General features: G+C 72.9%; 14 protein-coding genes. 10 read left to right on the forward strand and 4 right to left on the reverse strand.

Annotated elements, in window-relative coordinates:
* Positions 1-14 precede the first annotated feature (14 nt).
* Positions 15-515: a sigma factor-like helix-turn-helix DNA-binding protein gene (locus ACWGH0_RS10670; RefSeq protein WP_453403791.1), complete on the forward strand. Its 501-nt coding sequence runs from the start codon at positions 15-17 to the stop codon at positions 513-515.
* Positions 512-763 (forward strand): hypothetical protein, encoded by a 252-nt coding sequence (locus ACWGH0_RS10675; RefSeq protein ID WP_453403792.1) that lies wholly within the window; start codon positions 512-514, stop codon positions 761-763. The genes ACWGH0_RS10670 and ACWGH0_RS10675 overlap by 4 nt, the downstream gene beginning before the upstream one ends.
* A gap of 48 nt (positions 764-811) precedes the next feature.
* On the opposite strand, the gene ACWGH0_RS10680 is transcribed toward ACWGH0_RS10675, so the two are convergent.
* Positions 812-1,957 (reverse strand): cystathionine gamma-synthase, encoded by a 1,146-nt coding sequence (locus tag ACWGH0_RS10680; RefSeq protein ID WP_453403793.1) that lies wholly within the window; start codon positions 1,955-1,957, stop codon positions 812-814.
* Positions 1,958-2,048: 91 nt separating this feature from the next.
* Here ACWGH0_RS10680 and ACWGH0_RS10685 point away from each other — a divergent pair, with 91 nt between their 5' ends.
* The 6 genes from ACWGH0_RS10685 to ACWGH0_RS10710 all read left to right on the forward strand — a co-directional run bounded on the left by ACWGH0_RS10685 (position 2,049) and on the right by ACWGH0_RS10710 (position 7,551).
* The gene (locus ACWGH0_RS10685) at positions 2,049-3,155 is read left to right on the forward strand and encodes a hypothetical protein (protein ID WP_453403794.1); all 1,107 of its coding nucleotides are present in this window, start codon (positions 2,049-2,051) and stop codon (positions 3,153-3,155) included.
* A gap of 98 nt (positions 3,156-3,253) precedes the next feature.
* On the forward strand, positions 3,254-3,916 hold the full coding sequence (gene msrA / locus ACWGH0_RS10690; protein WP_453403795.1) for a peptide-methionine (S)-S-oxide reductase MsrA: 663 nt from the start codon (positions 3,254-3,256) through the stop codon (positions 3,914-3,916).
* 107 nt (positions 3,917-4,023) lie between these two features.
* Positions 4,024-4,518 carry a hypothetical protein gene (locus ACWGH0_RS10695; RefSeq protein WP_453403796.1) on the forward strand — a complete coding sequence of 165 codons (495 nt, stop codon included), beginning with the start codon at positions 4,024-4,026 and terminating at the stop codon, positions 4,516-4,518.
* Positions 4,519-5,169: 651 nt separating this feature from the next.
* Positions 5,170-5,592, forward strand: coding sequence for a DUF7919 family protein (locus tag ACWGH0_RS10700; protein WP_453403797.1), 423 nt, complete (start codon positions 5,170-5,172; stop codon positions 5,590-5,592).
* Between the two features lie 88 nt (positions 5,593-5,680).
* Positions 5,681-6,388 carry a GNAT family N-acetyltransferase gene (locus ACWGH0_RS10705; protein ID WP_453403798.1) on the forward strand — a complete coding sequence of 236 codons (708 nt, stop codon included), beginning with the start codon at positions 5,681-5,683 and terminating at the stop codon, positions 6,386-6,388.
* A gap of 74 nt (positions 6,389-6,462) precedes the next feature.
* Positions 6,463-7,551: a DUF4034 domain-containing protein gene (locus tag ACWGH0_RS10710; protein WP_453403799.1), complete on the forward strand. Its 1,089-nt coding sequence runs from the start codon at positions 6,463-6,465 to the stop codon at positions 7,549-7,551.
* A 261-nt stretch (positions 7,552-7,812) separates the two neighbouring features.
* Here the strand turns inward: ACWGH0_RS10710 and ACWGH0_RS10715 are convergent, their stop codons facing one another.
* Positions 7,813-8,946 (reverse strand): NAD(P)-dependent alcohol dehydrogenase, encoded by a 1,134-nt coding sequence (locus ACWGH0_RS10715; RefSeq protein WP_453403800.1) that lies wholly within the window; start codon positions 8,944-8,946, stop codon positions 7,813-7,815.
* A gap of 130 nt (positions 8,947-9,076) precedes the next feature.
* Here ACWGH0_RS10715 and ACWGH0_RS10720 point away from each other — a divergent pair, with 130 nt between their 5' ends.
* Together ACWGH0_RS10720 and ACWGH0_RS10725 are read left to right on the forward strand one after the other, a co-directional pair.
* Positions 9,077-9,931 carry a helix-turn-helix transcriptional regulator gene (locus ACWGH0_RS10720; protein WP_453403801.1) on the forward strand — a complete coding sequence of 285 codons (855 nt, stop codon included), beginning with the start codon at positions 9,077-9,079 and terminating at the stop codon, positions 9,929-9,931.
* Positions 9,928-10,416, forward strand: coding sequence for an N-acetyltransferase family protein (locus ACWGH0_RS10725; RefSeq protein WP_453403802.1), 489 nt, complete (start codon positions 9,928-9,930; stop codon positions 10,414-10,416). Before ACWGH0_RS10720 ends, ACWGH0_RS10725 begins: the two co-directional genes overlap by 4 nt.
* 85 nt (positions 10,417-10,501) lie before the next feature.
* Here the strand turns inward: ACWGH0_RS10725 and ACWGH0_RS10730 are convergent, their stop codons facing one another.
* Positions 10,502-11,488, reverse strand: coding sequence for a GNAT family N-acetyltransferase (locus ACWGH0_RS10730; RefSeq protein WP_453403803.1), 987 nt, complete (start codon positions 11,486-11,488; stop codon positions 10,502-10,504).
* Positions 11,489-11,588: 100 nt separating this feature from the next.
* Entirely contained in the window at positions 11,589-12,275 is a 687-nt protein-coding gene (locus ACWGH0_RS10735) for an ABC transporter ATP-binding protein (RefSeq protein WP_453403804.1), read from the reverse strand.
* Positions 12,276-12,297: the final 22 nt, after the last annotated feature.

Below are 12,297 nucleotides of genomic sequence, written 5' to 3' on the forward strand. Positions count from 1 at the left end.
CCTGATATGAGGGCGTGCGAGAGCGGCAGGCGGTTCGGCACCGCCGCACGGCCCGGGAGTTCGAGACGTTCGTCGCGGGCGCGGCAGGCAGGCTGCTGCATGCCGCGACGCTGCTGACGGCGGAGCCGCCGGACGACAACGCGCGGGCGCGGCGGCTGCTGACGGCCGCGCTGGCCCGTACGTACGCCGACTGGGACCGGCTGCGCGGCGAGGACCCGTACGACCGCACGCGCCAGGAGCTGGCCGCCCGTTTCGCGCGCGGCGCGTGGCGTCACCGGCAGCACGGCGGGCTGTGCGCGCCGCCCTCCGGCGCCGTCGGGTCCGGCGGCGTACTGGAGCGGCTGACGCCGCAGGAACGGCTGATCCTCGTCCTGCGGCTGTACGAAGGCGTCGCCGAGGAGCAGGCGGCGGCGCTGCTCGGGCTCCCGGCGGAGCGCGTGAGGGCGATCTGCGCGCGGGCGACCGCCGCGATGCGCGGCCGGCCGCCGGCGCCGGCCCGCAGGGCGGCGCCGTGAGCTTCCCCGACCGCAAGCAGGAGGAGGTCCGCCGGATGCTGGAGGGCGCGCACCCCCCGGTCCCCGCCGACCTGGGCGACCGCGCCGCGGAACGCGGGGCCCGCCTGCTGCGCCGGCGGCGGCTGGCGCGGCGACTGCTGTGGCTGCTGCTGGCCCTGGCGGCGGTGTCGTTCGCGGTGTGGGCGGTGCTGGAGCAGCCGTGGGTCGCGCCGCCGTCGGAGGTCGCACCGCCACTGGAGGGCTGGTAGCAGGGCCGCCGCCCCGCCGGGCGGGGCGGCGGCGACCCGGACGCCGGGTCAGCCCAGCATCTGCTTCAGGTCGGCCAGCAGGTCGTCGCCCGACTCGATGCCCACCGAAAGCCGCACCAGGTCCGCCGGAACCTCCAGCGCGGAGCCCGCCGCCGACGCGTGCGTCATCCGGCCCGGGTGCTCGATCAGCGACTCGACGCCGCCCAGCGACTCGCCCAGCGTGAACAGCTTCGCGCGGTTGCACACCTCGACCGCCGCCTCCTCGCCGCCCTCGACGCGGAACGACACCATGCCGCCGAACGCCTTCATCTGCTTGGCCGCCGTCTCGTGGCCGGGGTGCTCCGGCAGGCCCGGGTAGAGGACCTGCGTGACGCGCGGGTGCCGCGTCAGCATCTCCGCGGCCCGCGTCGCGTTCTCGCTGTGGCGGTCCATGCGCACCGCGAGCGTCTTGATGCCGCGCAGCACCAGCCACGCGTCGAAGGGCCCGGCGACCGCGCCCATCGCGTTCTGGTGGTACGTCAGCTCCTCGCCGAGGGCCGCGTCGTTGACGATCAGCGCGCCGCCGACGACGTCCGAGTGGCCGCCCATGTACTTCGTGGTCGAGTGCACGACGACGTCCGCGCCAAGAGCCAGCGGCTGCTGGAGGTAGGGGCTCGCGAAGGTGTTGTCGACGACCAGGCGTACGCCGGCCGCGCGCGCGACGCCCGCGAGCGCCTGGATGTCACTGATGCCGAGCAGCGGGTTCGACGGGGTCTCGACCCAGATGACCTTGGTCTTCGGGGTCAGGGCCGCCCGTACCGCCGCCGGGTCGGAGGAGTCCGCGACCGAGAAGTCGACGCCCCACCGGGAGACGACCTTGGCGAACAGGCGGAAGGTGCCGCCGTAGGCGTCGTTCGGGATGACCACGTGGTCGCCCGGGCTCAGCAGGGTCCTGAGCAGGCAGTCCTCCGCCGCCAGGCCCGACGCGAAGGCCAGGCCGACGCTGCCGCCTTCCAGCGCCGCCAGGTTCTCCTCCAGAGCGGTGCGGGTCGGGTTGGCGCTGCGGCTGTACTCGTAGCCGCCGCGCAGTCCGCCCACGCCGTCCTGCTTGTACGTGGACACCTGATAGATCGGCGGTACGACCGCGCCCGTGAGGGGGTCCGCGGTGTTTCCGGCGTGGATCGCGAGAGTCTCGAAACTGTGCTGGTCGCTCATGGGAAACGAGCGTAGTTCGTCGCCGCCCGGGTCCCGTCCTCCCCACACGGCATCCGGCCATGCTCCGGACGGCGTCCGGGACAATGGAGCCATGGAGATTCTCTGGTTCCTGATCGCTCTGTGCATGCTCGCGGCGATCATCGGCCCTGTCGTACGCCGCAGGCGGGCCGGTGGCATCCGCCTGGTCGCACCCGGTTCGCCCGACGCCGCCGACCCGGCCGCCTACGGGTTCGTACGCCAGGAGCTGCTCGACGTACGGATGCCGGGCCCGGACCGGGACCTGGAGGACGTGCTGGAAGTGGTGCAGCGCTCGCAGGACTGGCGGGCGGCGGCCCAGCTGCTGGCCGGGACGCCCAAGGACGGCGAGGTGCGCTGGCAGCGCGTGCAGGCGTTCGCCGGGGCCGCGTCCCTGGAGCTCGCGGGGCAGCCCGGCGAGGGCGGGCGCTGGCTGCGGGCCTGGCGGGCCGAGTCGCCGAAGGACGCGGGCGGGGCGCAGGTGCACGCCGAGTTCCTGGTGCAGCAGGCGTGGCGCACCTCGACGCCCGGCACGGACGACTTCCGGATCATCCTGGAGGAGGCCCGCACGGTGTGCGGCGAGGCCGCCCTGCTGGCGCCGGGCGACCCGGTCCCGTACATCACCGAATTGGCCGTGGCCCGCGGGCTCGCCTACCCCGAGCCGGAGTTCGACCAGCTGTGGGCGAAGATCCTGGACCGGGCGCCGACCCACATGGGCGCGCACCTCGCGGCGCTGAGCTACCGCAGCGAGAACTGGCACGGCTCGCGGGAGGCCGCCGACGCCTTCGCGACCGCCGCAGCCGCCCGCGCCCCGAAGGGCTCGCTGCTCGCGGCGCTGCCCCTCTTCGCGGTGTACGAGCACCTGCCCGAGGTGGTGCTCGTGCAGAGCTTCTACCAGAGCGCGGTGGTGACCAGGGCGATGGAGGGCGCTCTGTACGCCGTGCACGCCGCCCGCCCCGACGACCCGATGCTGGCGCACGTACGCCACCTCCTGATCCTCTTCCTCGTACGCGCGGAACGCTGGTCGGAGGCCATGGACCAGATCCGCCACGTCGACGGCCACGTCGGCGCGCTGCCCTGGACGCACAGCCCCGACCCGGCGGCGGACTACGCGGTGTACCGGGCCCTCGCGGTGGCGGGCTACGAGGCGAACGGCGGCAGCCCGGCGACGCTTCCGGGCTGACCCGGCAGCCCGCCCCGGGCGCCCCACAGCCCGTGCGGAATCCCGCGCCCCTTCCCGGCGTTCACCCAAGGCGCAGTCCGTCCAGGAGGAGAGATCGCATGATGTTCGGCCGTACCCCCCAGCTCCCCACCCCGGAGCAGGCCCTGAAGGGCCGCCCGACCCCCGAGTTCGACGTCCCCTCCCGGCACACGGTCCTCGGCAACCCGCTCACGGGCCCGTACCCCGACGGCCTGGAGACCGCCGACTTCGGCATGGGCTGTTTCTGGGGCGCGGAGCGCAAGTTCTGGCAGACGGACGGCGTCTGGACGACGCTCGTCGGCTACCAGGGCGGCTACACCGAGAACCCGGCGTACGAGGAGACCTGCTCGGGCCTGACCGGCCACACGGAGGCGGTGCGGGTGGTCTTCGACCCCTCCGTCGTCTCGTACGAGGAGCTGCTGAAGGTCTTCTGGGAGAACCACAACCCGACCCAGGGCTTCCGCCAGGGCAATGACGTGGGCACGCAGTACCGCTCGGCGGTCTACACCCACTCCCCCGCCCAGGCGGCGGCCGCCGAGGCGTCCCGCGAGGCGTACCAGAAGGTGCTCACGGCCACGGGCCACGGCACGATCACCACGGAGATCCTCCCGGCGGACACCCGCCCCTTCTGGCCCGCCGAGCCGTACCACCAGCAGTACCTCGACAAGAACCCGGCCGGTTACTGCGGCATCGGCGGCACGGGTGTCTCCTGCCCGATCGGAGTGGCCAAGACCGACGGGTGACCTCCACCCCCGCGGCGACGAGGCGGGCACGACGACCGTCGTCCCCACCCGTCGCCGTGTACACGTACCGCGGGAACCCCACGACGCCGGAAGCGGAACAACGGCCGATGCGTACGATCGCCCACCGCGTACTGGGCCCCACCTGGGGCATAGCCATCGACCTCACGGCCGCCTCGGCCACGGTGACCACCCCACCGCCCGACGCCCACCGCATCGGCCCACGCATCTGGCTGGACCCGCACCCCGTCCTGCACCACCCTCCCACCGACCGCGCGGGCCTGCGCCTGTCCCCCGCCGAAGCCCAGTGGCTGCGGCACGGCCTCGTCCTGTCGGCGGAGAGCATCGAAGCGACCCTGCCACCGGAGCGGCTCACCCTGGTGACGACCCACCGCGTGTTGTTCCCCGAGACGCACTTCCAGCCGGAGGGCCTGGCCGGGGCGATGATGACGTGGTGCGCCGAGGAGTTCGCCCTGGCCCCTCCCACCGACCTCATCACGTTCGACCCCGCGGCGAACCGATTCCGCTACGGCTGGGAGCAACACCCCCCCTCCCAGCAGACGGCCCCCGCACGCACACCGCGCCGCACCCGCTTCCTGACGTGAGCCCCCGGGACCAACCACACACATGCGCCCCGTCCGTTAAACGCATGTGACTCCCGAAACTCCTGAGGCGTCGCCCACCGCCAACTGTCGACTTCCTCCCACCTCCACCCGTCGAACCGGCTGAGGGCTGGTGCCGGTGAGCCCCCTGTGACGGGACAGGCCCACCAGACGGCCCGCAGGCAGCCAACCGCCGCTCCCAAACGACAGCCACGAACGGACAGGTCGCCCCACACCCGCAGCCCCACCGACGGGTGTGCCGGCGCGGGTCGGGATGCTGATGTCGCACCGACAACCGTCGCCGCACCCGCCGAGCCAGGGGCCGCACCACCGCAGAAGCGACCGCGCCCCACCCACCGACCCGTCGCCCGGCAACGGTGTACGGCCACTCACCGAGCCTGACCCGTGGGCTCCCCCCGGGGGCCGCCCCCTCAAGCATTGCGTCGGAGGTTCGGCGGTCAAGGGTGGAGCGCAGCGCAATCGCCGCAGGCGACGCGACGCAGGAGCGCCCTTTACCGCCGAACCTCCGACGCCACCCTCCAGAAAGGCGGCCCCCACACCAGAAACAACCAACGCCCCGGCTCCACGAAGCCGCCCGCGCCACCCCGTCGCGCCCATGCCGCTGCCCGGCAATGCGACTGATAGACAGCAACCATGACTTACTACGCAGACCTCACGCCCTACACCTACGGCACGAACACAGCCGCGCCTCAACAAGCCGACAGGGCACCCCTGTTCGACGGTCTGCCGCAGGTGAACGTCGGCTGGCTCGCGCGGGTCAGGCCGTACGCCAAAGGCGACGCTCCTCCCGGCCTGGTGGAAGCCCTCAGAGACATGCAGCACACCCACCGGGCCCAGCAGACCCGCGGCTATCACTTCTGCCCCTGGTGTGCCGCGAGGCTCCTCGGCCTCAACGGCGCTCGTGACACCTGTCCGCGCGGCAGCGCCGAGATACGCGTCGTCGGAGACGGCGTCGTCTACGCCGCACCCGAGCTCATCACCCACTACGTCGAGGCCCACGAGTACGCGCCGCCCGCCGAGTTCGTCCGAGCCGTCCTCGCCGCCTCCGCGAGCTGAACCGCCCTCCTCCCCCGCCTGCGCCCCGCACCCCGAGGCGGCCCGTAATTCGTTGGCCCGCCGCAGCACAGCCCGCCACCATCACAGGATGCGCAACATCTTCCTGGAGACCGACCGGCTCATACTCCGCCCCTTCCGTGACGGTTCGGCAGACGGCTCGGACGACTGCTTCGCCGACGGTGACAGCGACGTCGACCGGCTCGTCGCCCTCGACAGCGACCCCGAAGTCATGCGCTACCTCAACGGAGGCCGACCCACCTCCCGCGCTGCCGTCGTCGAGCGCGTGCTGCCGCGGCTGATGCACGACTACGCCTGCACCGGCACCCGCGGCTTCTGGGCCGCCGAGGAAAAGGCGACGGCGCCGGCCCCGGGAACGGGGGCAGGGACGGCCGCGGGGAAGGGATCCCCGGTCGACAACCCCCGTACCTTCCTCGGGTGGTTCGAGTTCCGGCCGTTGTCCGAGGACAGCGGTGAAGTCGTCGAGCTCGGGTACCGGCTCGGCCGGGCCGCCTGGGGGCGCGGCTACGCCACCGAAGGGGCCCGCGCGCTGATCGACAAGGGCTTCACCGACCTCGGCGTCCAGCGCGTCACCGCCAACACCATGTACGTCAACTCCCGTTCGCGGCGCGTGATGGAGAAGGCCGGCCTCACGTTCGTACGCCGCTGGTACGGGGACTGGCCCGACAGCATCGAGGGCTCGGAGCACGGTGAAGTCGAGTACGCCCTCGAACGCGGCCAGTGGAAGGGCAGCCGCAGCCCAGCCGCACTCCCAGCCCCAGCCGCGGATGACCGGTGACGAGCACCCACCGAGTCCGGTACTTCTCCAGGCCGTGTACGGAACGTGATCCTGACCAGGGATGATTACGTCCTGTGTTCACGAACCTCATCACCGCCGTCGGCCTCGCCGTTCTCGCCTGGGCGCTCGTCCATGTCACCCGCCTCGCCCTCCGCAACCAGCAGGCCAAGCGTTTCGACGCCGCCGCCTACGGCCTCGTCCCCCGCGATCAGCTCGACGCCCACCGTGCCGGCCCTCCCCGCGACGAACCCGCTCTGGACCTCGCCGTAGAGGCCGCCTGCAACGGCGACTGGGAGCCGGCCGCCGGGCTGCTGGCCTCGGCGGCCGACGACGCGAACTGGGAGGCGCGGTGGCGGCTCGTCCAGGTCTTCGCGGACATCGCCGTGGAGGACGAGCGTTGGTTGCGGATCTGGCGCGCGGAGCTGCCGCACGACGCCGACGCCGTCGTCGTGCACGCCCATGCGCTCCTCCTGCGCGCCTGGGCGGCGCGCGGAGAGGCGTACGCCCATGCGACCTCCGACAGCCAGATGGCGCTCTTCGCCGAGCTCCTGCCGACCGCGATGCACGCCGCCCGGGAGGCGGCCCAGCTGGCGCCGCGCGACCCCTCACCGTGGATCACCATGGTCGCCGCGGCACGCGGGCTCGGGCTCTCCCACGACGAGTTCGAGAAGCTGTGGTCCGAGCTCAAGGCGCGCGCGCCGCACCACTACGACGCCCACTGGCAGGCGCTCCAGTACTGGTGCCAGAAGTGGTACGGCTCGCACAAGGCCATGTTCAGGTTCGCCAAGGAAGCGGCCGAGTCGGCGCCGGCCGGCTCCCTGCTCTCCGCCCTCCACCTGTTCGCCCTGCACGAGGCGGTGCTCATGGACGGTGACGAGGCGTACCGCACCTGGGTTTCCAAACCGCTGCTCGCCCGCGTCCAGGCCGACGTGGCGCAGGTGGACCCGGAGGATCACCGGCTGCGCGGGATACGGCACCTGCTCGCCTGGGCGCTGGTGAAGGGCGGGCGTTACGCCGAGGCCCTCGCGCAGTTCCGGCTGATCGGCGGGTGGTGCGGAGCGGCCCCGTGGACCGCCGCGAAGGACCCCGTGCTCGCCTTCGACCACGCCCGCGGCCTCGCGGCTCTGCACTCCGGCCGCCCGGGCAGCGCTCCGGCCGCGTAGCGAGCCGACCGGGGTGACGCGCGGCAGTGCTCACCGCCGCGGGTCACCCCGCCCCTCTCCGCCGCGCGTCACCCCACGTGCCGCCCCGGCCTCACCGCCGCCCGTCACCCCGCCTGCTGCCGCAGCTTCGCCGCCGTGGTCGCCGCGCTGGAGCCGGGGGCGACTCCGTCGGCCAGCACCGCGTCTCCGACGGACCGACCGACAGGGAAGGGTCCGGGAGCGGCGGCCCGCCCCCGCCGCCCGGGAGGTCCTCCGTCCGCCTCAGATCGTCGCCGCGTCGATCACGAAGCGGTAGCGCACGTCGCTCGCCAGGACCCGCTCGTACGCCTCGTTGATCCGGTCCGCGTCGATCAGCTCGATCTCCGCGCCGAGACCGTGCCGCGCGCAGAAGTCGAGCATCTCCTGCGTCTCGGCGATACCGCCGATCATCGAGCCGGCCAGCGTCTTGTTGCCGCCGATCAGCGAGAACATGTTGAGCGAGTTGGGCTCCTCGGGGGCGCCCACGTTCACGAACGCCCCGCCGACCTTCAGCAGGCGGAGGTACGCGTCCATGTCGAGCGGTGCCGAGACCGTCGACACGATCAGGTCGAACGAGCCCGCGAGCTGCTCGAAGGTGCTCGGGTCGCCGGTCGCGTGGAAGTGGTCCGCGCCGAGCTTCAGCCCGTCCTCCTTCTTGCGGAGGGTCTGGCTCAGTACGGTGACCTCGGCGCCCAGCGCGTGGGCGATCTTGACGCCCATGTGGCCGAGACCGCCGAGGCCGAGGATCGCGACCTTCTTGCCCGGGCCGGCCTGCCAGTGGTTGAGCGGCGAGTAGAGGGTGATTCCGGCGCACAGCAGCGGCGCGGCGACGTCCAGCGACAGGCCCTCGGGGATGCGGACGGCGTAGTTCTCGTCGACGACGAGGTGGGTGGAGTAGCCGCCGTAGGTCGGCTCGCCGTTCTTGTCGAGGGCGTTGTAGGTGCCGGTCGCGCCCTTGGCGCAGTGCTGCTCCTGACCCGCCAGGCAGGCCTCGCACTCCCGGCAGGAGTCGACGAGGCAGCCGACGCCGACCCGGTCGCCGACCGTGTACTTGCTGACGGCGGAACCGACCTCGGTGACGATCCCCGCGATCTCGTGGCCGGGCACCATCGGGTAGATGCCCTTGCCCCAGCCGTCACGGACCTGGTGGATGTCGGAGTGACAGATGCCGGCGTACTTGATCTCGATCAGTACGTCGTGCTCGCCGACCGGGCGGCGCGGCACAGTGATCTTCTCCAGCGGGGCCTTCGCGGACGGAGCGGCGTACGCGGCGACGGAGGAGACCGACGCGGTGGAAGAGGCGGACGTGGCCTGCGAGGCCACGGAGACCGGTGCGGAGGAGGGCGCGGACGCTGCGGAGGAGGAAGAAGAACTCATACGGGCAGCCTGCCTGAGCTGCGCTTGTCCACCCAGCCCTCTGTTGAGCGTACGTCTGCTGTGCGTACTACTGGCAGGGTCAGGATGACCGGCGTACGACAGGCGATACGACAGGCAATACTTGAGTGTCATGGACCAGCGCGCCGAACTGAGTGAGTTCCTCCGCTCCCGCCGTGCGCGGCTCAAGCCCGAGGACGTCGGCCTGCCCGACTTCGGCAGGCACCGCCGCGTGCCCGGGCTGCGCCGCGAGGAGCTGGCGCAGCTCGCCGGGGTCTCGGTCGCGTACTACACGCGTCTTGAGCAGGGCAACGGCCGCAACGTCTCCATGGGGGTGCTGGACGCGATCGCCCGCGCCCTGCGGCTGTCCGACGCCGAGCGCGCCCACCTCACGCACCTCGCCAAGCCGACGCAGAAGCGGAAGCGGCCGGCGCGCCCGCAGCGCCTGCGGCCCGGCGTCCAGCAGCTCATGGACGCCATGGAGGGCGTCCCGGCGTACGTCATGGGGCGGCGCACCGACGTCCTCGGCAGCAACCGCCTGGCCCGCGCGCTCTTCGGTGACATCACCGCCCTGCCCCCGGAGGAGCGCAACCTCGCCCGGCTGCTGTTCCTGGCCGACGAGTTCCGTGACGTGTACGTCGACTGGGAGCTCAAGGCGTGCGAGGTCGTCAGCTACCTGCGGCTGGACGCGGGCTGCCACCCGGACGATCCGCTGCTGAGCACGCTGGTCGGCGAGCTGTCGGTGAAGAGCGAGGTGTTCAGGAGCCTGTGGGCGGCGCACCACGTGAAGGACAAGGGGCACGGGAGCAAGCGCCTGCACCACCCGCTGGTGGGCGACCTGACGCTGTCGTACGAGACGCTGACGCTGCCCGACGACCCGGAGCAGTGCCTGGTCACCTTCCACGCGGAGCCCGGGTCGCCGTCGCAGGACTCCCTGCGGCTGCTCGCGAGCTGGGGGTCGGACGTCGGTCTTGAGGTGCGCGGATGAGTGACGCTGCGGTGACCCTGCGCCGGGCGGCCGGGTCCGACGACGCGGCGGCGGTGGCCGGCGTGTGGCTGCGGTCGTACGACGCCGCGCTGCCCACGGTGCGGCGGGCCCACGGCGACGACGCGGTACGGGACTTCTTCCGGTACGTCGTCGTGCCCGAGCAGGAGACCTGGGTCGCGGAGAGCGGCGGGGCCGTGGTCGGGATGATGGCGCTGGAGCCGGGCCGGATCGAGCAGTTGTATCTGGCGCCGGAACACCGGGGGCGCGGAATCGGCGACCGCTTCGTGCGGCTCGCGAAGCAACGTTCCCCCGGCGGACTGGAGCTGTGGACCTTCCAGGTCAACGGGCCCGCCCACCGCTTCTACGAGCGGCACGGCTTCCACGCGGCCGAGCGGACGGACGGCTCGCGCAACGAGGAACGCGAGCCGGACGTGCGCTACGTGTGGACGCCGGAGCCGGCATCGGAGCCCGCACCGGCGCGCTGAGTGGAGGGGCGTGCGGGATCGGCGGGCTGAGCGCCCGGCGGGCCGCCGGTCCCCGCTCCGCCGCGGTCCGCCCGGTCACCGGACGTCAGACCCTCGCCTGGAAGATCCCCCCGGCCCGCTCGCGCCGGTAGCCGAGGGCCTCGTTGACGGCTCGCATCGGCCCGTTGTCCTCCGCCACCGTGGTGCCGATCCACCGCACTCGCGGCCGCTCGCGCGCCAGCTCGCGCAGCATCCGCGACTTCACCGCCCGGCCCAGGCCCCGGCCCCGGTGACCCGGCACGACCACGGTGTCGTACTGGAGCGCGCGTACGTCGGACGGGTCGCCCAGCACGATCTCGGTGTACGCGGCGACGGCCTCGCCGCCGCCCCGGGTGTCGACGGCGGCCACGGTGAACATCATTCCGCCCCGGTCGTGGACGACCTGCGCGGCGGCGCGAACCTTGTCCGCGTCCCAGGAGGGCGGCGCCTCGTCCCGTTCGCCGCTGGGGGCGTCGTCCATGGCGCTGTGCGCGGCGGCGGAGGAGGCGGCGAGGTGGTCGGGGACGACGCCTTCCCAGGCGACGAACGCATAGCCGTCGGGGAGTTCGCCGTCCGGGCGCGGGAGCGTCGTGTCCTGTACGTAGCAGGTGTGCGGCAGTACGTTCGCGAAGCCGCGTGCGGCGGCGAACCCCTCCCCCTCGCCGCCCCGGTCGAGTTCGGTGGCGACGGAGGTCCTGCCGTCGGCGGCCAGCTCGGCGCGTACGGCCTCCCACAGCGCGGACCCCACTCCGCGCCGCCGCGCCCCGGGGCGTACCGCCAGGGTGTCGAGGAACGCGGTGTGCTCGTTGCCCGGGTCCGTGCGCAGGAGCACCGAGGCGACTCCTTCGTACGACCCGTCGGGCGCGGTCACCGCGAAGGCGGTCATCCGGCCGCGCGGCGAGGGCACTTGTATCTTGCCGCCGGTCAGGGCACGGCCCGGGGGCGGGATGTCGGCGGGGAGGTCGTGGGCGTGGGCGGCGGTGACGACGGCGTGCCAGGCGTCGGCCTCGGCGTCGGTGGGCGGGGTGGCCAGGGTGTTCACGGTGAGAGGCATGTGCGGGAACGTACGCGCGCCATCCCGGGCCCGCACGCGAGTTCCGCCGGTCCGCCGGGCGCAGCCCGCCCCGCGGCGTCCCGGGGCGGGCCGGTGGTGGTCAGGGCGTGGTCGCGTTCTCCGTCACCGTGACGCGGCCCTTGCGGATGGTGGCGAGGCGCGGTGCGCGGCGGGCGATCGCGCTGTCGTGGGTCACCATCACGAACGTCAGCCCGTGCTCCTTCCACAGCCCTTCCAGCAGCTCCATGATCTCGTCCCGCATCGACTCGTCGAGGTTTCCGGTGGGCTCGTCGGCCAGCAGTACCTTGGGCCGCTTGACGAGCGCGCGGGCGATCGCGACGCGCTGCTGCTGGCCGCCGGACATCTCGCCGGGCAGATGGCCGAGGCGTTCGCCGAGGCCCACGGAGTGCAGCGCCTCCCCCGCCCGTTCGCGCCGGTCCGCCGCCTTCAGGCCCAGCGGTACGAGCGCCGTCTCGACGTTCTCCTGGGCGGTCAGGGTGGGGATGAGGTTGAAGCTCTGGAAGACGAAGCCGATGCTTTCGGCGCGGACCTTGGTGAGCCGGGCCTCCGGCAGCGCGGCGAGGTCGACGCCGTCGAGTTCGACGCTGCCCGACGTCGGCCGGTCGAGGCCGCCGAGCATCTGGAGGAGGGTGGACTTGCCGCCGCCGGTGGGGCCCTGGATGACGAGCCGGCCGCCGTCCTCGATGGTCAGGTCGACACCGGCGAGCGCGTCGATCGTTTCCCGGCCGCGCCGGTAGCGCTTGGTGACGCCTCTGAGCTGGTACATGGGTGGGTCAACTCCTGCGGGA

Source organism: Streptomyces sp. NPDC054887, from assembly GCF_053610585.1.